Here is a 19017-nt window from a genome sequence, read left to right on the forward strand (position 1 = left end):
CACCAGCTCGGATAGCGCCTGGTGGGCTGCAGCGCAACGGCCCCTGCCCTTGCGCAACCCCGGCTCGGCACCGTTCCGGTGATGGGCTCAACCGCGCAGAACGAAAGAGGGAAACAGTCGACCGAGCCGATCCCAGAGTTTCTGCTGATCGTACGGTGGGCGGCTTTCGGCGAGGGTTTCGTCGCACATCGTCGCGGTGCGTACGTACTGAACGGCGAAACGCTCGACACCCAGTGCCCGCAGGCGTTGTGCCAGATCCCATAGCTGCTCGGCATCGAACAGCTGCCAATGCACGGTGGTTCGGCACTCATGCTCGACGCCGCAGGCCAGCAGCGCTTCGAGGCTCTTCCAGTTGGCCGCCCCGCTGCCTTCGACGCCAGTGATCAGCGTGCTTCGCTCGGGCGCCGCCTTGACATCGAAGCCGACCCAGTCCACCAGCGGCAGGACCTGGCGGAACAGCCTGGGCTTGATTCCCGCGCTGTGCAGACCAACCTTGAAACCCATCGCGCGGACGTCGGCGATCGCCTCGGGTAGCGCCAGTTGCAAGGTCGGCTCCCCACCACTGAAGACCACGGCTTCGAGCAGGCCGATACGCTCCCGGAGAAACGCGAGGATATCGCTCCACCCCCTCTCCTGCTCGCTGCGTGCCGGGATCAGCTGTGGGTTGTGGCAGTACCGACAACGCCAGCCACAGCCCTGGCAGAACAATACGCACGCCAGGTGATCGGGGAAGTCCAGGGTGGTCAGAGGGACCAGCCCGCCGACCCGTAGCCCTGCAGTCACACCACCGCTGCCTGTGCCGCCGCTTCGGTGAAGTGCCGGCGCTCGCGATGTTCGGACTGCTTTCCAGGATTGAATGCCGCGACCGGGCGGTGGTAGCCCATGACGCGGGTCCAGATCTCGCAGCGCTGGCGTTGAGCTTCCGGCAGTCGATTGGTCGGGTTCATGTGTATTGACTCCTTGGGTGGGTAAGGCGTGCTGGACGCCAGGGTGCTGGCGAGCCGTGTGAGGTCGATGTGCCAATGATCGCCGGTGCGCACGCGGCTACATTGATTCGGCGCAGCAAGGTTGCTGTTTGCCGAGCAATTGCTCGTCGCACTTCGGACAGAATTCATGTTCACCGCTCAAGTAGCCGTGCACCGGGCAGATGGAAAAAGTCGGGGTGACGGTCAGGTAGGGCAACCGAAAGCGCTCGAGCGCCGTGCGCACCAGGCGCTTGCAGGCCTGCGCAGAGGAAATCCGCTCGGCCATGTACAGATGCAGCACCGTGCCGCCTGTGTATCGGGTCTGCAGCTCGTCCTGAAGCATCAGCGCCTCGAAGGGGTCATCGGTGAAGCCCACCGGCAATTGCGATGAGTTGGTGTAATACGGCGCCTGTGCCGAACCCGCCTGGAGGATGTCCGGAAAACGCTTGCGGTCTTCCTTGGCGAATCGGTAGGTGGTGCCCTCGGCCGGTGTCGCTTCCAGGTTGTACAGGTGCCCGGTTTGCTCCTGGAAACGCACCAGCGCTGCCCGTACATGGTCAAGCAGATCGATGGCCAGCGCGCGCCCCGCCGTGGTGTGCAGCCCTTCGGCGTCCTCGGTGAAGTTGCGCACCATCTCGTGCAAACCGTTTACCCCGATGGTGGAAAAGTGATTGCGCAGGGTGCCGAGGTAGCGTTTGGTATAAGGGTAAAGTCCGGCATCCATATGGTGCTGAATGACCTTGCGCTTGACCTCCAGGCTGCGCATGGCCATGTCCAGCAATGCGTCCAGATGCGCATATAGCCCGCTGCGATCGCTCTGGTGGAGATAGCCCAGACGCGCGCAGTTGATGGTCACAACCCCCAACGATCCCGTCTGCTCTGCGGAGCCGAACAAGCCGCCGCCACGCTTGAGCAGTTCGCGCACGTCCAGTTGCAGCCGACAGCACATCGAACGCACCTGATTGGGCTGCATGTCGGAGTTGAGAAAATTCTGGAAGTACGGCAACCCGTAACGAGCGGTCATTTCGAACAGCCGATCGGCATTCTCACTGTCCCAGGGAAAGTCATGCGTGATGTTGTAGGTGGGGATCGGGAACGTAAATACACGACCGAGTCCGTCGCCGGCCTGCATCACCTCGATGTAGGCACGGTTGATCAATTCCATCTCGGCCTGCAGATCGCCGTAGGCGAAGGGCATCTCCTGGCCGCCGATACGGGGAACCTGCTCGCGCAGATCATCCGGGCAGACCCAGTCGAACGTCAGGTTGGTGAAGGGCGTCTGGGTGCCCCAGCGCGACGGCACGTTGAGGTTGTAAATGAACTCCTGGATCGCCTGACGGATCTGCGCAAACGTCAGCTTGTCCTTGCGCACGAAGGGCGCCAGATACGTATCGAATGAGCTGAATGCCTGGGCACCGGCCCACTCGTTCTGCAAGGTGCCGAGAAAATTGACCATCTGCCCCAGCGCACTCGAGAGATGTTTCGGCGCCCCCGCCTCGACCCGCCCGGCGACGCCGTTGAACCCCTCGTTGAGCAAGGTGCGTAACGACCAACCGGCACAGTACCCGGCCAGCATGTCCAGATCGTGGATATGCAGATCGCCCTCGCGATGCGCGGTACCGATTTCCCGGCTGTACACCTCGTCCAGCCAGTAGTTGGCAGTGACCTTGCCGGAGACGTTGAGAATCAATCCGCCCAGCGAATAACCCTGGTTGGCGTTGGCTCGCACGCGCCAGTCTTCGCGGGTCAGGTACTCGTTCATCGAAGCGGCGACATCGAGCATCGTCTTGCGATCGCGACGCAACCGGCCATGCTGCTCGCGATAGACGATATAGGCACGCGCCGTCGCGTAATACCCCGACTCCATCAATACGCGCTCGACCGCATCCTGCACCCGCTCCACTTCAACCACCGGTACGGGCAAGCGCGCCAGGACCTCAGCAGCCAGTACAGCGGCCGTGGCGCCATCGAACGCCTCGGTGGCCCGGCCAGCCGCCTCGATTGCCGAGCCGATCTTGGCGAGCTCGAACGCCACCAGACGCCCATCGCGCTTATGCAGCGAGACGGGGCGATTTACTTCCTCATGCGCGGACATCACGACACCACCATATGTAGATAAAATTCCAAGCTAAACCACAATATGGTGTAAATGTAGGGCCTGACCGAGCAAACTGAATTGACCGTTGTCAATTCGGCTCCGGTGTCATTTCAGCGCCAGGCTGCCTTCAGCCGCGACGCTCGCGCTTGTTCGTAATCAAGGAAGGCCCCTCGCCCCGGCTTCTAGCATGCAGCTTCGAACAATCCCGGACGCATCCCGGCGGAGGCCCCATGCTTACCGAAACCTCCCTTGTTGCCGCGCTTCGCCGCCATCATCTGTTCAGCCGACTGCCCGAACCGGCGATGCAGGAGGTCTGCGCATCGGCCAACCTCAAACGGTTGCCCGCGGGCGCATCGCTGTTCCACCAGGGAGACAGGGCGGAACGGTTCTATTTTCTGTTCAGCGGCCAGGTGAAGCTGCACCGCGTGGTCAGCGACGGCCAGGAGAAGCTGGTGGAGGTGATCCGTGGCGGCGAATCCTTCGCCGAAGCGCTGCTGTTCACTGGCGCGCCGAACTATCCGGTCAGCGCCAGCGCGTTGAAGGCCAGCCTCGTCGCCAGCCTGCATGGCCCGCATTACCGGCGCATGCTCGAACAGCACCCAAGCATCTGCCTGGACATTCTCGCCACGCTGAGTATCCGCCTGCACCAGCGGATGAACGAGATCGACACCCTGACGCTGGCCAACGCCAGCCACCGCGTGGTGCGTTTTCTCTACCAGTCGCAGGAGGACGACAGCGGCGTGGTCACCCTCGATATCCCCAAGCGGCTGATCGCCTCCAAGCTGGGTATCCAACCGGAAACGTTTTCCCGCATCCTCCATCGGCTGATCGAGTCGGGAATGATCAACGTGCATCGCCGCCGCATCGAAATACTCGACAGCCAGGGCCTGGCCACCTACCGGGATTGACCTGCGGCGAATTGTCCCAGCTCTTGATGATCGTCAAGGGCCGTCAGGGATCTGGACGGGATACTGCGCAGACCTGTCGGATAAGGAGAACAGCATGCCGACGCCTCGCCTGCCCCTGGTGTATTCCTGCTCGGGCTGCTCCAACGTTGCGCAGTTGGCCAATACGCTCGCGGTGCGCCTCGATCGCGCCGGTCTGGCTGAGATGTCCTGCATTGCCGGTATCGGCGGGCGGGTCGGCTCGTTGGTCAACAAGGCCAACTCGGGTCGACCGATCCTGGCGAACGACGGCTGCCCGCTGCATTGCGCCCGCGCCTGCCTGGCCCAGCACGCGGTGACCGCCGATGTGCACATCACTCTCAGCCGCTACGGTTTGCGCAAGCGCTACCGTGAAGACTGCTCCGGGGCCGAAGCCGATGCGCTGTTCGAAGACATGTGCAACATCCTCGCCAGCGATCGCATGAGACGGCAAGACCGGCCGCATTCGGTGTAGCGCCGCGCGCCCATGCCTGATCAGGCATTGGCCATCCGTTCAGTGCCGGCTTGTGCGACTTCCTCTCCGGCGCTGCGCAACAGCTTCCACAACCAAGGCGGCAACAGGTCCGGGTCAAGGCTGTCGATCAGGTTCTTGATCGCCAGCCCCAGCTCGGTATCGCCCTCGATTACCAGCCGACGACGGAAGAACAAGGTGTCCGGATCTTCCTGGCGACTGGCAAGTAACAAAAACTCCCGCCAGTTGCCTTTGATGGTCACCTCCACCGGCGCCTGCTCGGCGATACGCAATCGCTGGCGATCGCAGGTCAGGGACCAGGCAAGCTTGAGGTCGACCACTTCCAGGCGCATCCAGTGCCCCTCGAGCGCTTCGAAGGCGCCCTCGGCCAGGGGCTCGGCAAACACCTGTCCGAGACTGCGCTCAAGGGCGATGCGCTGCAGCAGGAACGGCGTTCGTGCAGCCAGCGGTAGCAGGTGCTCACCCAGTTTCAACAGCCGCGCACGAGGCTTCAGCATAAGCCGGCCTCCTCTGCGCGCCGCATGCCCGGTTCGCCGTGCCAGTACCCGTTGCAGCCTTCGACGGCGAGCGGTGGCAAGCCACCCTTGCGAACCGTATCGAATGCAGCGATCACCTCGCCCATCCCCGACGCCCGTGGGCTCAAGCGCAGCAAGTCGGCGCCGCTTTCGACCAGCGCCGGGTAGTCCGCCAGCAGGTTGCTGACCGAGGCGGACAGGGTCTGGATGCCGTTGAGGGTAAACAGAGCCTCGCCTTCCTGGCTCAGCAGCGCGATACCTTCGGGATAGTGCTGACAGCAGAACTGGCAATCGTCTTTCGGCCGGTTTTCAGCACGCGCGGTAAAACAGCGCGCCGAATAGGCCAGCGGCAGGTGGCCATAGGCGAACACCTCGATTTCCGGCATCGCGACATCGAGCCGCGACAGCTGCGCGCGCGCGTCCCGGAGCATCGCTCCAGACATTTCAACCGGCGGTACCCAGCGCTGCATACCGCTGCGGACCAGTTCGGCCAGGGCGTAGCCGTTGTAAAGGTTAAGTGCCGGTCCTGCAACGAAGGGTAGGCGCCGCTCGGACAGGTAGTGCACCGCGCCCATGTCGTTGGCTTCCACCAGCAGCTCGCCGTTGTCGCACAGGCGGCGCAAACCCGACAGCTCCGATGCGGCCTCGACCAGCGTCAGGCCGCAGAGCACGGGCTGCGCCGCCGATTGCTGGGCCAGCTCGCGCGCCAGTCCGATCCAATCGTCCAGGCTCAGGTCACGGCGTTTGGAGCAGACGGTCTCCCCCAGGTAAATGACATCCAGCGGCTGGCTGGCCATGTCGGCATAAAAGTCCAGCGTACGCTGGCGATCCCAGTAGAACAGCACGGGGCCGAGGCTGAGTTTCATGGGTTGGCTCCTCGCGGAAAGATTCACTGCCACGCTCGGTGATAAGCGCCGAGCGTCGTTTGCGAGCCCTCGGAGAGCCCACCCAGCACCTCGCGCCAGCCGGGCTGGACTACGTAATGCTGCGGCGCCTGCAGATAGGCATCGAGCGCTGCGCGCCAGACCCGGGTCACCTGCTCGACATAAGCGGGGCTGCGCTGGCGGCCTTCGATCTTCATCGCGGTGACGCCGATGCTTGCCAGTTCCGGAATCAGCGCAAGGGTGTTCAGGCTGGTGGGCTCTTCCAGTGCATGGAAGCGTTTGCCGTTGACCATGAAGCGCCCCTTGCAGAGGGTCGGGTAGCCCGCGGATTCGCCCTCGGCGTAGCGATCGATGAGCACACCGTTCAAGCGCGAGGTGAGGCCTTCCGGCTCTTCGCTCCAGCGCACCGCCTTGGCAGGCGAGCAGACCCCGCACAGGTTCGGTGACTCGCCGGTGAGGTAGGACGATAGATGGCAGCGTCCTTCGGCCATGATGCACAGGCTGCCGAAGGCGAAGACTTCGATCGGTACCGGGCTGCTGGCGGCGACCTGCTTGACCTGCCTGAGCGACAGGACCCGAGGCAATACCGCGCGCTTGATGCCGTAGCGCTGGTGGTAGAACGCCAAGGCTGCGGCATTGGTCGCCGAGCCCTGGACGGACAGGTGCAGCGTGAGCTGAGGATGGCGCTTGGCCGCATAGCCCAGCACGCCGGGGTCTGCGGCAATCAACGCATCGACGCCCATGTCGGCCGCCCGGTCCACTGCTCGCTGCCAGCGCGACCAGCCCTCCGGCTGGGCATAGGTATTGACGGCCACATAGAGTTGACGGCCTTTCTCGCGGATCAGTTGCAGACCCTTGTCCAGCTGTTTGTCATCCAGATTCAGGCCGGCGAAATGACGGGCGTTGGTGTCGTCCCGAAAACCGACATAGATGGCATCGGCGCCCTGCTGGACGGCGGCCTTTAGCGCGGGCAGGCTACCTGCCGGGCAGACCAAGTGCATGGCAACTCCCTAGACGTGCGGTTCATGCTCGCCGGGCCAGCGGCGCGGCGCCCGTCCCGGTCGGACGAGAGGCGGCAGTCTAGGTAGCCGACCCGAGGTCGGCATTGATGAAGGTCAAGGGCGGGAGCAGCGCGTCACCGGCACGCTCGATGAGCCTGGATAGACGGGCATCGCCTGTCGCTCACGACCTGCGGCGTGCTGTCATATGCCCTCGTCTCCCTCGAACTCTTCCGTCGCACGCGCCACCATCTGCCGCCACGAGCCGGACTCTTCGGCCAGCAGGCGCATCGCCTTGAGGCTGGCGACGAATGCCTGCTGATAATGTTGCGGGTCGTTCTCGCTGGCCGCGCGTTCGGCATGGGCCAGCGCCTCGGTCAGCAGCGCGTCGAACTGGTCATGGTCCAGGGCCATGGAAATCTCCTCGTTGGGTAGTGGTCTGCAGCTTAGACCACCCCACAGCCGGTACGACTCGTACCGATTGGCGGCAAAGAGCGACCGCCCGCTTGCCACCTGCGTTGCAGACGAGGCGCCCACCGCACGGGTTACTTGAGCCTCAGGCGCCTCGCCAGCTTGTGCAGGTTGCTGGCGTCGACATCCAGTAACCGCGCCGCCTGCGCCCAGTTTTCGCCACTGGCCTGCAACGCACGGATGATCGCCTGCCGCTGAGCGTCATCGACCACTTCGCGCAGCGAGACGATCCCAGCTTCGGTCGGCAACGGCTGCGGTTCGGCAAGGGGAGCGAGCGAGGCGCCCTGCACGCTGTCCAGGTCGAGCAGATCGGGTTCGAGGGTGAGAATCTCACTGCGCGAGGCACCACGGCTGAGCAATCGCAACGCCGCGCGGCTGATGACATGCTCCAGTTCCCGTACGTTGCCGGGCCAGCCATATCCCAACAGCGCCCGTTCCGCCGCCGGCGACAACCGCATGCTGCGCAGGCCCAATCGGGCGCGGTTCAGTTCAAGGAAGTAGCCGGCCAGGATCAACACATCATTGCCGCGTTCGCGCAGCGGTGGAATCGGCGCCGGGTAGACCGACAGGCGGTGATAGAGATCGGCTCGGAAATGCCCATCGCGCACGCTTTCCCGCAGGTTGCGATTGGTCGCGGCGATGATCCGCACGTCGACCTGCCGCGGCTTGTCTGCTCCGAGCCGCTGAATCTCGCCGTTCTGCAGGGTGCGGAGCAGCTTGGCCTGGACCACCAGCGGCAGCTCCCCGACCTCGTCCAGCACCAGGGTGCCGCCATTGGCCGCATCGAAACGACCGGGCCGGTCCGTCGTGGCACCAGAAAAAGCCCCCTTGACGTGGCCGAACAGCTCACTTTCGGCCAACGACTCGGGCAATGCCGCACAATTGACCAGCACCAGCGGCTTGTTCCGGCGCCGAGAATGACGGTGCAGCCAGCGCGCGAACAGCTCCTTGCCCACGCCGGTTTCGCCTAGCAGTAGCACCGGCAACTCGGAATCGGCGACCACCTCCAACTCCCTCAGCAACTCGGCAACGACCTGGCTCTGGCCGAGAATCTCACTGTCGCCCGGCACCTGCATGGGCTCCAGCGCATCGCTGCGAGCCAGGCGCAAGCCACGATTTTCATGCTCCAGCCGAGTGGTGCGAATCGCCGCCTCGATCACCAACGTATAGCGCTGCAAATCGCGTCGCGCCTCGTCATCGAAGGTGCCGGCATGCAGTGCATCGAGGGTCAGCGCGCCCCAAAGCTTGCCTTCCACGTACAGGCTGACGCCCATGCAATCGTGTACCGGCAAGGGTTCGCCGGCGTGCGCGTCGAGCAATCCATCGTAGGGATCGGGAAGCCGACTATCGGGCTCGAACCAGGTGGGATCGCGTTGCGACAGGATCGCAGCGAGCCGCGGGTGCTGAGCTACCACGAAGCGCCGGCCGAGCACCTCCTGCACCAGCCCCACGGCCGCCAACGGGCGCAGCGTGCCTTCGTCGAGACGCAGCAGCACCACCGCGCCGCAGCGAAAACGCTGGTGCAGGGTATGCACGAGACGCTGCAGGCGAACCGCATTGGGCAGCTCGGTAATAAGGTCGGCCAGCAATGTTTCTTCCAGCATGGTATCTCATACCCTTTGGGTTTTATTTACCCTAAACCAACCGGGTAAGTTCTACCATCTGTAATTTTAATCCTTTTATAATCAATGACTTGTGTATGGCATACGGCTTGCGTTGTGCTCATCAACCTGAACCGTGGAAGCCCTTGCCATGACCACCGCGCTTACCGAGCAAACCCTGGGCAATCTCGCCTGCCTCATCCCCGGGGCCACCCGTGTGTTTCGCCATCACAAGCTGGACTTCTGCTGCGGCGGCAATACCTCGCTGCGCGAGGCGGCCCGGCAGCGCAACCTTGACCTCAAGGCCCTGGCGGATGAACTCGCGGCGCTCAGCCGCGACCCGGCGGCCGAGCCGGACTGGCGAAACGCGCCGATAGGCACGCTGATCGAACACATCCTCAAGCGCTTCCACGAGCGTCATCGCGAGCAGCTCCCTGAACTGATCCGCCTGGCCAACCGCGTCGAGCAGGTGCATGGCAAGACAGAGGGCTGCCCGGCGGGGCTCGCCGAGCATCTCTGGCGAATGCAGCAGGAACTGGAAAGCCACATGCTCAAGGAAGAACAGATCCTGTTTCCCCTGCTGCGTCGCGACATGGCGCTGCCGCAGACCCAGGGGCCCATCGCGATGATGCGCTACGAGCATGACCAGCACGGTGCCGCGCTGGAGCGCCTGGCCGAGCTGACCGATGACATCACCGTGCCGGCGGGCGCATGCAACACCTGGCGCGCCCTCTATCGGGGCCTCGAGGAGCTGCGCGACGACCTGATGCAGCACATTCACCTGGAGAACAACATCCTGTTCCTCAGCGCGTCCGCTCGGCCCAGCGGCAGCGAACCGGATCGACCCGGCGCACCGCTCGCGCGGTAATGGAGAGGACATGAAAGGGATCATCCAACCCTTGGCGTGGGGCTTGGCCGTGGCGTTGATCCTGGCGCTGGCCAGCGGCGTGGCACTGGAGTTGGCCGTCGGCAACCCGGCGGCGAACGCGCACGCCCAGACGCGCTCCCCTGATGCGGTTTCGCCGCCGAACCGCGACACCGGCGCGCATCAATACGTCAGCGCCCATCGCGGGCTAGCCTGATACAACCTCGGCGGTGCGCGGCGACCGATCGCTCAAGCGGGCCGCCCGAGCGCGATCATTATTAGAACAGGATGCTTTGCATGATACTGCACCGCGTACACAACCAGATTCTTCGCAGTCACCATCTGTTCGAGCCGTTGAGCGACGAACAGATGGACCAACTGATGAGTGCGAGCCAGTTGCTCAACCTCGACAAGGGCGACAACTTGTTCCACCAGGGCGAACCGGCCCACTCGTTCTATTTCGTGATATCCGGCGCGGTCAAGATCTACCGGCTGACCCCGGACGGGCAGGAAAAAGTCTTCGAGGTGATCGGCAACCGGCAGACCTTCGCCGAAGCGATGATGCTCATGGACACACCCAATTACGTCGCTTCGGCGCAGGCCGTCTGCCCAACCCAGGTCTACCGGTTTGCCAACGCGGCCTACATGCGCCTGCTCGAAGCGAACCAGAAGCTGTCCTTCGCACTGCTCGGCAAGCTGAGCGTACGCCTGCACCAGCGCATCAATGAAATCGAGACATTGTCGTTGAAGAATGCCACCCACCGCGTGGTGCGCTATCTGATGACCCAACTGGCGCGCCTGAAGGATGAAGGCAACAGCTTCGAACTGCCGATGGCCAAGCAGCTGATCGCCGGCCACCTGTCGATCCAGCCGGAGACCTTCTCCAGAATCATCCGCCGCTTGATCGACGAAGGCATCATCACCCAGGAAGGCCGGCAGATCGTTATTCTCGATCGCCAGCGCCTCGAACAGTTCGAATGATCGCCAGGCGGATGACGACCGTGCGGCGCCGTGGCCGACCCGCCCGGCCGTGCGGCTTTTCCCGTGGTTGATTGCGGTCAACCAGAATCGGTCACAGGCCATGGCAAGCTGCCGCTGATGCAAGAGGACATCGCAATGCCCAAGTGCCTGTACTGCCAGCAACCCCATCCGCCGCAACAATCCGAATGCAGCCAATGTGGCATGCCCCTTCCGGCCTACGCCGACGGTGCACCGGAGCGACGACAGCGCCGATTCGTCTGGTTCTGCACCGGGCTTGCCGTCTTCTGCGCGGTGATGATCGTCTGGCTGCCGCGCCATCTGTTCTAGGGATGGTGGGCTTAAGACCCCTGCGAAATTGGCCGATGTCATCACCTGCGACGCGCGCTGGTCCGGCCTCACGCAGGCCCGCGGGGGATCACGCATCACCGAGTCACCGGGCAAGTTCCGATGGGTGCAAAGCGCGACGGCCGCCCTACGCCTGGGTCAACTGCTTGTATAGCTGTGGCAGACGGAACGGAAGCTGTCGCGGGTCTTCGATCAAGGTGTAGCCGTTGGCGCCAAACATGTACGGCAGGTAGTCGCCCGCCTCCCGGTCGATGGTGATGCAGAACGGCAACACGCCCTGTCGCCGCGCTTCGAGCACGGCTTCACGGGTGTCTTCGACGCCGTAGCGACCTTCGTACAAATCGAGGTCGTTGGGCTTGCCGTCGGTGACCAGCAACAACAGTTTGCGCCGATGCTTAACGTTGCCGAGCAGTCCGGTGGCCTGACGAATCGCGGCGCCCATGCGGGTGTAGTAGCCCGGTTTGAGCGCCTGGATGCGGCCACGCGTGTCATTACCGTAACGCTCGCCGAACGTTTTGAGTTCCTGCATGCGCACCTGATGCCGACGCAGCGACGAGAAGCCATACAGCGCGAAATCGTCACCCACCGCCGACAAGGCCTCGCCGAACAGCAGCAGGCTGTCGCAAATGACGTCGATGACTTTGTGCTCGTCGTCCAGGTGCGCATCGGTCGACATCGAAAGATCGGCCAGCAGCAGGCAGCCCAGGTCGCGACGAGTCTGTCGCTGCTCCATGAACAAGCCGCGCTCGGCGCATTGGCCATGCTGCCGCTCGACGTAGAAATCGAGCCATGCCTGCATGTCCAGCTCCGCGCCCTGCGGCTGTCCGCGCAGCCATTGTCGGTCGTTGCGCAGGTGTTCGAACTGACGCCGCAGCTTGCGTGCCAGCGGGGCTAACCGCAGCGGCAGGCCCATCGGCTCGCAGCCGCGCGGCATCATCATCTGCAAGCTGACAAAATCGGCTTGCATACGCTGCTTGCGGTAATCCCACTCCGGCAGCTTTATGCCGTCGCCGAGCGGAATATCGTCGACGTCCGAGGGTGGCAGGTCGAGGTGGAGCTTGAGGCCGCCGCCCTTCTGCATGCGCTGACGCGACATGGCGATTTCATCGAGGTCTTCGGCGACGCGCGAGGCGTCCTCGTTCTCGCTGTCATCGCCCTGGCGATCCAGTTCGACGTGCTCGGACCAGCTGAACAGGTTTTCCAGACGGAACAGCATCAGGCCGCCCTTTTTGGTGCTGTCCTCGACGCGCCTGGCGCGCTTGCGCATGCCGTTGTGCTCGGCAGGTGGCGCCTGCAGGCGGTTGTCTTGGTCCTCTTCGGTCAGCTCGGTTGCCTGCGGTGCGCCGAGACGTTCGCCCGGATACAACCACATGGGCAGCGGCCAGGGCGCTACTTCGCTGCGCGGAAACTGCCAGACGCTGCCCGGTTCGCGCAGCGCCTGGCAGATGGCCCGCTCCAGCGCCCCCTCGGCGCTCGGCAGCGTAGCCGGGTCCGGTCGTAGTTGCAGATGCGCGTCGACCAGCCGTGCGTAACGTGGCCGCATGGCGGGAAAGCGCTGCAGGATGGCCTGGGTCCAGCGCTGGTTGTCCCGCGCCCAGTGGCGCATCTCGCCCGCTTGCGCCGCGAGCAGCGCCAGCCAGCGATAGAGGTCCTGATTGAGCGAAACTTCGGGATAGACCGCGAGCCGCTGCGGCAGACGCAGGGTGCTCGCGTCGCACCAGGCGACTGGCAACTGCTTGCAGGTGCCAGCGACCTGTTGCAGCAGGTTGCGCCGCAGCATCAGATCACGCGCATTGGCGGCCTCGACACCGATGCCGCTGGCACCGCCCATGGCCCGGAACAGCACCGACAACGACCGCTGCATGCTCTGTAGATCGACGCTCGCCTCGGGGAAATCGGGACTGGCGCGACGCGTGATGAAACGGTGCCAGATGCTGCCGACCCACTCTTCCACTTCGACGGTAAAGGCCATAGCAATCACTCCGTGGCGCAGTGCGTAAACGATAACGGCCCGCACGCGTCAGCCGGGCCGTTTGCAGGTCGCGATGGCACTCAGGCCGCAGCGGCGGTGGCAGGCACATCCATCGGCACCCGGCCACGCTGCCTGAAGCTGTACAGATAGCAGACCAGGCCGATCAGGAAGAACACTCCGGCAATCAGCCGCAGCCAGAAGAAGACGGCCAACTGATCCGCGGTATTCATGAACGACATGGCCGCACCGTCTGCCGGGATGCGTTGCAACCAGACCTGAACCACCCCGGCGCCAGTGAGGAACAGGGTGATCGCGACCATCGACAGGGTCATCAGCCAGAAGCCCCAGATCTCGATGCGCTGAGCCCGAGCATCCGGCGCTTCACCCAGGCCCCGCAGGCGTGGCATGGCGTAGCTGATCAGGGTCATCACGATCATGGCGTAGGCGCCGTAGAACGCCAGGTGACCATGCGCGGCAGTCAGTTGCGAGCCGTGGGTGTAGTAGTTCACCGGCGCCAGGGTGTGCAGGAAGCCCCACACGCCGGCCCCCAGGAACGCGGTCACGGTGGTACCGATGGCCCACAGCGATGCGGCCTTGTTCGGATGCTGCCGACGGCGACGGTTCACCATGTTCAGCGAGAACAGCACCATGGCGAAGAACGGCAGCGGTTCGAGGGCCGAGAAAATCGAGCCCAGCCACAACCAGACCTCGGGAGCACCAATCCAGAAAAAGTGGTGACCGGTACCGATGATGCCGGTGATCAGCGCCATGGCGATGATCACGTACAACCATTTCTCGATCACCTCACGGTCGACGCCGGTGATCTTGATCAGGACGAAGGCCAGCATCGAGCCCATGATCAGTTCCCACACACCTTCCACCCACAAGTGCACCACGAACCACCAGTAATACTTGTCGCGCGCCAGGTTCTCCGGGTTGTAGAACGAGAACAGGAAGAACACGGCCAAGCCGATCAGGCCGGTCATCATCACCATGCTGATAGCGGTCTTGCGGCCTTTGAGCAGCGTCATGCCGATGTTGTAGAGGAAGCCCAGGGCGACCACCACGATACCGATCTTGGTAATCGTAGGCTGTTCGAGGAACTCCCGGCCCATGGTCGGCAGCAGGTCGTTGCCGGTCATCGCGGCCAGCCCGGCGTAAGGGATGAACAGGTAGCCGAGGATGGTCAGCACGCCCGCGGCGGCGAACACCCAGAACAGGACGATGGCGAGCTTGGGGCTGTGCAGTTCGCGGTCCGCTTCCTCGGGAATGAGGTAATAAGCCGCGCCCATGAAGCCGAACAGCAGCCAGACGATCAGCAGGTTGGTGTGGACCATTCGCGCCACGTTGAATGGCAGCAACGGGAACAGGAAATCACCGATGACATACTGCAGGCCCATGATCAGGCCGAACAGGATCTGCCCGACGAACAGCATCAGCGCAAACACGAAGTAGGGTTTTGCGACAGCCTGCGATTGGAATTTGAGATGCGGATTCAGAATGCTCATCGCTCAGCCCTCCTTGTTTGGCGGCCAGTTGTTGGTGTCGATCTTCGAGGTCCACTTGAGGAACTGCGCAAGATCGTCGACTTGCTGCTCGCTCAGGTTGAATTGCGGCATCGCGCGGCGGCCTGGAACGCCGAGCGGCTGTGCTTTCATCCATGCCTGCAGGAAGGGCTTGAAGGCTGCATCCTCGCCACGGCGAAGGAAGACGTTGCCCAGTTCCGGCGCGAAGTAGGCGCCCTCCCCGAGCAGGCTGTGGCAGCCGATGCAGTTGTTGTTTTCCCAGACCGCTTTGCCTCGCACCACCGATTCGGTCAGTTCCGATTCGTTGGATCGTTCTGGAAAGGTCTGTTCTGTGTGGTAGGTCAGGCCCAGGAATACCAGGAAGAAGAAAACGCTTCCCCCGAAGTAAATGTTCCTGGCCATCCCCTTGGTAAAGGTGTCGGACATGGTCGCCTCCTCATGGCGTTGGCGTGGCCAGTTTAAGAAGGCAGCTATCGAAACCTGCTTGATAGCAATCAAGAAAAACCTGAACGAAACACTCGGTCTTTAGCGGGATCGATCGGGAGCTGTTCGGTCTCGGGCGGGCGCCCGGGAATGGCAGGGCGCTGCGTGTCGCCGGTGCCGGCTTGCCTGCGCCAGAAGGGCTAGGGACCGCGCGGTCCAGCGGTTACCCCAGCAGCGCCAGCAGGATGCCGCTGGCCATCGCCAACGGCCAGCCGAGCAGCAGCAGGCGCCACGCCGGCGGCGCATGGCGCAGCTCCATGAATCCATCGGAGATCAACCACGCCTTGACCAGCGCAACCGCCAATACCCCAGCGGCGATCCGCAACGTCGAGCCGGCGCTGCCCAGCACCACGGTTAGGGTGCTCAGCGCGGCCAGCCCGAGCCAGCAGAGAATCAGCACATTCGAAGCGGACATCCCGGACCTCGTCAATCGATTACGTAGACCAGCGGGAACAACAGCACCCAGACCATATCGACCATGTGCCAGTAGAGGACCCCGGACTCGAGGCCGGCGCAGTCGCCCGCGCGATAGGCGCAACGCCGGCAGCGCTCGGCCATCCAGCCCAGGATGACCATGCCTAGCAGAACGTGAAGGAAATGAAAGCCGGTGAGAATCCAGTACAGCGTATAAAAGGTGTTGTACTCGAGCCCCAGCCCCCGTTCGGCAAGGTGGCTGTACTCATTCAGTTTGAGCACCACGTAGACGCATGATGTCACCAGCGCGGCCAACAACAGGGCGGCCCCGCGTCGTGGTTGCGCGTTGCGCACCTGCTCCACCGCCAGGGCGGCGAGCAACCCGGAGGTCAGCAGGCTCAGGGTCAACGCCAGGCCAATGGAGCGGTCCAGTGCCGCGCGGCTTTCGCGAAACGACTCGGGTTCGAGCCTCTGGGTGACGGCGAACGCCAGGATCAGGAGCGCGAAGACAGTCAGCTCGGCCAGGATGAAGAACCACATCGCCAGGTCGCCCGGCAAACGCCGGCCCGCCGGCTCCAGGCGCTCATGCGAAGTGGACATCGACCACGTCCATCAGGGCGGCGACGGTTTGCGGATCATCCGAAAGCGGCTCGGCGAGACACGCCATGCAGGCCTCGCGTGGGTTCATGCCGGAGCCGATCATGCGCGCCGTGAAAATCAGCAATCGCGTCGAGGCGACTTCCTCCAGATCATGCTGCTCGAGGCGCCGCAGCGCCTGCCCGAGCTTGACCACCTGCGCCGCCAGTGCGGCATCCACCCGAGCCTCGTTGACAACGATACGCTGCTCCTCAGCCGCTGACGGATAGTCGAAACGCATGGCGACGAAGCGCTGCCGCGTGCTGGGCTTCATGCCTTTGAGCAGGTTCTGGTATCCCGGGTTGTAGCTCACCACCAGCATGAATCCCGGCGGCGCCTTGAGCGATTCGCCGGTGCGCTCGATAAACAGCTCGCGACGATCATCAGCCAGCGGATGCAGCACGACGGCGGTGTCCTGGCGCGCTTCCACCACCTCATCGAGATAACAGATGCCGCCTTCGCGAACCGCACGGGTCAGCGGCCCGTCCTGCCACCAGGTGCCCTGCGCACCGATCAGGTGACGGCCAACCAGGTCCGCTGCACTGAGATCGTCGTGGCAGGCCACGGTATACAGCGGCAGGCCGAGCCGGTGCGCCATGTGCTGCACGAAGCGGGTCTTGCCACAGCCGGTCGGGCCCTTGATCAGCACCGGCATACCGTGGCGCCAGGCCTGCTCGAAAAGCGCGTGCTCGTTGGCTTGCGGTTGATAGAACGGTGCATCCGTCATGCCGGCAAGGGTCTCAGGCGCGTTCATGGCAATACCTCACTGCGGCGGTTGGTTAAATATTGGCCAACAAACTAACCGTCACTTCGCGGCCCCTCAAGCCGTCCGCCAGCGAAGCTTGATTACGGTCAAGCCCGCTCGAATCCAGGTCGTTCTGAAGCCGCCATAAGCGTTCCGCGCCCCCCTGCGCCCGCCTCGCCGGGCACCGCTTCGCTTCCCTTGGCGCATACCGCCCCGCGACACGGCGTCACGCCAAGGGGACTCTTGATTGCCATCAAGCGCGTTCGCCAAAGGCCTATCTAGGATGCGAATCGCATACAGCAAGACCCGGGAACTGCCACATCGCCGTCATCAGCAGGAACCGCACGAAGCGGTCAGAGGAGAAAAGAGTATGAGCAAACCACTATTGGCGGGCTTCATCGCCGGCTTTTCGCTGCTCGGCCTGGCCGTTGCCCAGGCGGCCGTGAACCCGGAAAACGCCGATGCCGCGTACAAGGGCCAGGCCTCCGCGATCGACCCGGCGAGCGCCCAGGTCGTCCATACCCCTGGCGCACCGGACCTGAGCGCCGCAGAGTTCGAGCACGCCAAGGAGATCTACTTCCAGCGTTGCGCCGGCTGCCACGGCGTCCTGCGCAAAGGCGCAACCGGTAAGCCGTTGACCTCCGATATCACCCAGGAACGCGGGCAGGCCTACCTCGAGGCACTGATCACCTACGGTTCGCCCGCCGGCATGCCCAACTGGGGCACCTCCAATGCGCTGACGCCGGAGCAGATCACCCTGATGGCCAAGTTCATCCAGCACACCCCGCCGACACCGCCTGAATGGGGGATGGCCGAGATGAAGGATTCCTGGAAGGTGCTGGTCCCGCCACAGGATCGTCCCAGCAAGCAGATGAACGCGCTGGACTTGCCGAACCTGTTCTCCGTCACCCTGCGTGACGACGGCAAGATCGCGTTGATCGACGGCACCACCAAGAAAATCGTCAAGACCATCGACACCGGTTATGCGGTGCACATATCGCGCATGTCCGCCTCGGGTCGCTACCTGCTGGTGATCGGTCGCGACGCCAAGATCGATATGATCGATCTCTGGGGCAAGGAGCCGACCAAAGTCGCTGAAATCAAAGTCGGCATCGAAGCCCGGTCGGTGGAAACCTCGAAGTTCAAAGGCTACGAGGACAAGTACGTCATCGCCGGCGATTACTGGCCGCCGCAGTTCACCATCATGGACGGCGAGACGCTCGAGCCGCTGCAGATCGTCTCCACCCGGGGCATGACCGTCGATACCCAGCAATACCATCCCGAGCCGCGCGTGGCGGCGATCATCGCCTCCCACGAACACCCCGAGTTCATCGTCAACGTCAAGGAAACCGGCAAGGTCATGCTGGTCAACTATGAAGACATCGAGAACCTGACCACCACCGTCATCGGCACGGCGCCTTTTCTCCATGACGGTGGCTGGGACGTCAGCCATCGCTACTTCATGACGGCGGCGAACAACTCGAACAAAGTGGCGGTAATCGACTCCAAACAACGCAGGATGGCCGCGCTGGTGGACGTCGGCAAGACGCCCCATCCGGGCCGTGGCGCCAACTTCATCCATCCGACCTACGGCCCGGTGTGGGCAACCAGCCACCTGGGCGACGAAACCATCTCGCTGATCGGCACCGATCCGGACAAACATCCCGATAGCGCCTGGAAAGTGGTCGAGACCCTGAAAGGGCAAGGAGGTGGCTCGCTGTTCATCAAGACCCACCCGAAATCCAGGCATCTGTACCTGGACACCACCTTCCATCCGGACGCAGCGATCAGCCAGTCGGTGGCCGTGTTCGATATACAAAACCTGGCCGGCGGCTACAAGGTACTGCCGATCGGTGAGTGGTCCGGCCTGGACGGTGGCGCCAAACGCGTCGTGCAGCCGGAGTACAACCAGGCCGGGGACGAGGTGTGGTTTTCGGTGTGGAACGGTCAGGATGAAGCGTCCGCGATCGTCGTGGTCGATGACAAAACGCTAAAGCTGAAAAAGGTGATCAAAGACAAAAGATTGATTACCCCAACCGGTAAATTTAACGTCTACAACACTCAGCACGACGTGTACTGAGTGCCCTATCGGGGGAGCGCAG

21 protein-coding genes are annotated in these 19017 nt (G+C 63.3%); 7 read left to right on the forward strand and 14 right to left on the reverse strand.

The window, feature by feature from the left end; translation table 11 throughout:
- Window positions 1–87: 87 nt before the first annotated feature.
- The 3 genes from GQA94_RS21005 to GQA94_RS21015 form a co-directional block, all read right to left on the reverse strand.
- Window positions 88–783, reverse strand: a complete 696-nt coding sequence (locus tag GQA94_RS21005) for an anaerobic ribonucleoside-triphosphate reductase activating protein (protein ID WP_158189831.1) — start codon at window positions 781–783, stop codon at window positions 88–90.
- A complete protein-coding gene (gene nrdD, locus GQA94_RS21010; protein ID WP_158189832.1) occupies window positions 780–947 on the reverse strand; it encodes an anaerobic ribonucleoside-triphosphate reductase in 168 nt (55 codons plus the stop codon). Before nrdD ends, GQA94_RS21005 begins: the two co-directional genes overlap by 4 nt.
- 97 nt (window positions 948–1044) lie before the next feature.
- On the reverse strand, window positions 1045–3060 hold the full coding sequence (locus tag GQA94_RS21015; RefSeq protein ID WP_158189833.1) for a ribonucleoside triphosphate reductase: 2016 nt from the start codon (window positions 3058–3060) through the stop codon (window positions 1045–1047).
- A gap of 233 nt (window positions 3061–3293) precedes the next feature.
- Here GQA94_RS21015 and GQA94_RS21020 point away from each other — a divergent pair, with 233 nt between their 5' ends.
- Both GQA94_RS21020 and GQA94_RS21025 read left to right on the forward strand, forming a co-directional pair.
- On the forward strand, window positions 3294–3971 hold the full coding sequence (locus GQA94_RS21020) for a Crp/Fnr family transcriptional regulator (protein ID WP_158189834.1): 678 nt from the start codon (window positions 3294–3296) through the stop codon (window positions 3969–3971).
- Window positions 3972–4065: 94 nt separating this feature from the next.
- Entirely contained in the window at window positions 4066–4461 is a 396-nt protein-coding gene (locus GQA94_RS21025; RefSeq protein WP_158189835.1) for a putative zinc-binding protein, read from the forward strand.
- 20 nt (window positions 4462–4481) lie between these two features.
- Here GQA94_RS21025 and ubiT read toward each other — a convergent pair whose 3' ends face one another.
- The 5 genes from ubiT to norR form a co-directional block, all read right to left on the reverse strand.
- Entirely contained in the window at window positions 4482–4976 is a 495-nt protein-coding gene (gene ubiT / locus GQA94_RS21030) for a ubiquinone anaerobic biosynthesis accessory factor UbiT (protein WP_158189836.1), read from the reverse strand.
- A complete protein-coding gene (locus GQA94_RS21035; RefSeq protein WP_158189837.1) occupies window positions 4970–5860 on the reverse strand; it encodes a U32 family peptidase in 891 nt (296 codons plus the stop codon). Before GQA94_RS21035 ends, ubiT begins: the two co-directional genes overlap by 7 nt.
- A gap of 23 nt (window positions 5861–5883) precedes the next feature.
- Entirely contained in the window at window positions 5884–6879 is a 996-nt protein-coding gene (ubiU, locus tag GQA94_RS21040; protein ID WP_158189838.1) for a ubiquinone anaerobic biosynthesis protein UbiU, read from the reverse strand.
- A gap of 201 nt (window positions 6880–7080) precedes the next feature.
- The gene (locus GQA94_RS21045; RefSeq protein WP_158189839.1) at window positions 7081–7290 is read right to left on the reverse strand and encodes a hypothetical protein; all 210 of its coding nucleotides are present in this window, start codon (window positions 7288–7290) and stop codon (window positions 7081–7083) included.
- A gap of 131 nt (window positions 7291–7421) precedes the next feature.
- Complete coding sequence (gene norR, locus GQA94_RS21050; protein WP_158189840.1) at window positions 7422–8951, reverse strand: nitric oxide reductase transcriptional regulator NorR; 1530 nt, start codon at window positions 8949–8951, stop codon at window positions 7422–7424.
- Window positions 8952–9099: 148 nt separating this feature from the next.
- Here norR and ytfE point away from each other — a divergent pair, with 148 nt between their 5' ends.
- From ytfE to GQA94_RS21070, 4 genes are all read left to right on the forward strand, one after another.
- Window positions 9100–9816 (forward strand): iron-sulfur cluster repair protein YtfE, encoded by a 717-nt coding sequence (gene ytfE / locus GQA94_RS21055; protein ID WP_158189841.1) that lies wholly within the window; start codon window positions 9100–9102, stop codon window positions 9814–9816.
- A gap of 10 nt (window positions 9817–9826) precedes the next feature.
- Window positions 9827–10030 carry a hypothetical protein gene (locus GQA94_RS23305; protein ID WP_199270078.1) on the forward strand — a complete coding sequence of 68 codons (204 nt, stop codon included), beginning with the start codon at window positions 9827–9829 and terminating at the stop codon, window positions 10028–10030.
- A gap of 80 nt (window positions 10031–10110) precedes the next feature.
- On the forward strand, window positions 10111–10794 hold the full coding sequence (locus tag GQA94_RS21065) for a Crp/Fnr family transcriptional regulator (protein WP_158189842.1): 684 nt from the start codon (window positions 10111–10113) through the stop codon (window positions 10792–10794).
- 135 nt (window positions 10795–10929) lie between these two features.
- Entirely contained in the window at window positions 10930–11121 is a 192-nt protein-coding gene (locus GQA94_RS21070) for a DnrP protein (RefSeq protein ID WP_158189843.1), read from the forward strand.
- 145 nt (window positions 11122–11266) lie between these two features.
- On the opposite strand, the gene GQA94_RS21075 is transcribed toward GQA94_RS21070, so the two are convergent.
- From GQA94_RS21075 to GQA94_RS21100, 6 genes are all read right to left on the reverse strand, one after another.
- The gene (locus tag GQA94_RS21075) at window positions 11267–13111 is read right to left on the reverse strand and encodes a nitric oxide reductase activation protein NorD (protein ID WP_158189844.1); all 1845 of its coding nucleotides are present in this window, start codon (window positions 13109–13111) and stop codon (window positions 11267–11269) included.
- A gap of 80 nt (window positions 13112–13191) precedes the next feature.
- Window positions 13192–14619: a cbb3-type cytochrome c oxidase subunit I gene (locus GQA94_RS21080; protein WP_158189845.1), complete on the reverse strand. Its 1428-nt coding sequence runs from the start codon at window positions 14617–14619 to the stop codon at window positions 13192–13194.
- 3 nt (window positions 14620–14622) lie between these two features.
- Window positions 14623–15063 carry a c-type cytochrome gene (locus GQA94_RS21085; RefSeq protein ID WP_158189846.1) on the reverse strand — a complete coding sequence of 147 codons (441 nt, stop codon included), beginning with the start codon at window positions 15061–15063 and terminating at the stop codon, window positions 14623–14625.
- A gap of 220 nt (window positions 15064–15283) precedes the next feature.
- The gene (locus GQA94_RS21090) at window positions 15284–15535 is read right to left on the reverse strand and encodes a cytochrome C oxidase subunit IV family protein (protein WP_158189847.1); all 252 of its coding nucleotides are present in this window, start codon (window positions 15533–15535) and stop codon (window positions 15284–15286) included.
- 11 nt (window positions 15536–15546) lie between these two features.
- On the reverse strand, window positions 15547–16134 hold the full coding sequence (locus GQA94_RS21095) for a cytochrome c oxidase subunit 3 (protein WP_158189848.1): 588 nt from the start codon (window positions 16132–16134) through the stop codon (window positions 15547–15549).
- Window positions 16118–16924 carry a CbbQ/NirQ/NorQ/GpvN family protein gene (locus tag GQA94_RS21100; RefSeq protein WP_158189849.1) on the reverse strand — a complete coding sequence of 269 codons (807 nt, stop codon included), beginning with the start codon at window positions 16922–16924 and terminating at the stop codon, window positions 16118–16120. The genes GQA94_RS21095 and GQA94_RS21100 overlap by 17 nt, the downstream gene beginning before the upstream one ends.
- A 361-nt stretch (window positions 16925–17285) precedes the next feature.
- Here GQA94_RS21100 and GQA94_RS21105 point away from each other — a divergent pair, with 361 nt between their 5' ends.
- Complete coding sequence (locus GQA94_RS21105; RefSeq protein ID WP_158189850.1) at window positions 17286–18995, forward strand: nitrite reductase; 1710 nt, start codon at window positions 17286–17288, stop codon at window positions 18993–18995.
- Window positions 18996–19017: the final 22 nt, after the last annotated feature.

It is taken from the genome of Stutzerimonas stutzeri, from assembly GCF_009789555.1.
GTDB lineage: Bacteria > Pseudomonadota > Gammaproteobacteria > Pseudomonadales > Pseudomonadaceae > Stutzerimonas > Stutzerimonas stutzeri_R.

Bases quoted from the DNA above. Each gene is read 5' to 3' on its own strand.
- GQA94_RS21095 (WP_158189848.1), bottom strand. From the start codon at position 16,134: ATGTCCACTTCGCATGAGCGCCTGGAGCCGGCGGGCCGGCGTTTGCCG.
- norR (WP_158189840.1), bottom strand. From the start codon at position 8,951: ATGCTGGAAGAAACATTGCTGGCCGACCTTATTACCGAGCTGCCCAAT.
- GQA94_RS21090 (WP_158189847.1), bottom strand. From the start codon at position 15,535: ATGTCCGCTTCGAATGTGCTGATTCTCTGCTGGCTCGGGCTGGCCGCG.
- GQA94_RS21020 (WP_158189834.1), top strand. From the start codon at position 3,294: ATGCTTACCGAAACCTCCCTTGTTGCCGCGCTTCGCCGCCATCATCTG.
- nrdD (WP_158189832.1), bottom strand. From the start codon at position 947: ATGAACCCGACCAATCGACTGCCGGAAGCTCAACGCCAGCGCTGCGAG.
- GQA94_RS21035 (WP_158189837.1), bottom strand. From the start codon at position 5,860: ATGAAACTCAGCCTCGGCCCCGTGCTGTTCTACTGGGATCGCCAGCGT.
- ubiU (WP_158189838.1), bottom strand. From the start codon at position 6,879: ATGCACTTGGTCTGCCCGGCAGGTAGCCTGCCCGCGCTAAAGGCCGCC.
- GQA94_RS21100 (WP_158189849.1), bottom strand. From the start codon at position 16,924: ATGAACGCGCCTGAGACCCTTGCCGGCATGACGGATGCACCGTTCTAT.
- GQA94_RS21105 (WP_158189850.1), top strand. From the start codon at position 17,286: ATGAGCAAACCACTATTGGCGGGCTTCATCGCCGGCTTTTCGCTGCTC.
- GQA94_RS23305 (WP_199270078.1), top strand. From the start codon at position 9,827: ATGAAAGGGATCATCCAACCCTTGGCGTGGGGCTTGGCCGTGGCGTTG.
- GQA94_RS21075 (WP_158189844.1), bottom strand. From the start codon at position 13,111: ATGGCCTTTACCGTCGAAGTGGAAGAGTGGGTCGGCAGCATCTGGCAC.
- GQA94_RS21085 (WP_158189846.1), bottom strand. From the start codon at position 15,063: ATGTCCGACACCTTTACCAAGGGGATGGCCAGGAACATTTACTTCGGG.
- GQA94_RS21065 (WP_158189842.1), top strand. From the start codon at position 10,111: ATGATACTGCACCGCGTACACAACCAGATTCTTCGCAGTCACCATCTG.
- GQA94_RS21025 (WP_158189835.1), top strand. From the start codon at position 4,066: ATGCCGACGCCTCGCCTGCCCCTGGTGTATTCCTGCTCGGGCTGCTCC.
- GQA94_RS21080 (WP_158189845.1), bottom strand. From the start codon at position 14,619: ATGAGCATTCTGAATCCGCATCTCAAATTCCAATCGCAGGCTGTCGCA.
- ytfE (WP_158189841.1), top strand. From the start codon at position 9,100: ATGACCACCGCGCTTACCGAGCAAACCCTGGGCAATCTCGCCTGCCTC.
- GQA94_RS21045 (WP_158189839.1), bottom strand. From the start codon at position 7,290: ATGGCCCTGGACCATGACCAGTTCGACGCGCTGCTGACCGAGGCGCTG.
- GQA94_RS21015 (WP_158189833.1), bottom strand. From the start codon at position 3,060: ATGTCCGCGCATGAGGAAGTAAATCGCCCCGTCTCGCTGCATAAGCGC.
- ubiT (WP_158189836.1), bottom strand. From the start codon at position 4,976: ATGCTGAAGCCTCGTGCGCGGCTGTTGAAACTGGGTGAGCACCTGCTA.
- GQA94_RS21070 (WP_158189843.1), top strand. From the start codon at position 10,930: ATGCCCAAGTGCCTGTACTGCCAGCAACCCCATCCGCCGCAACAATCC.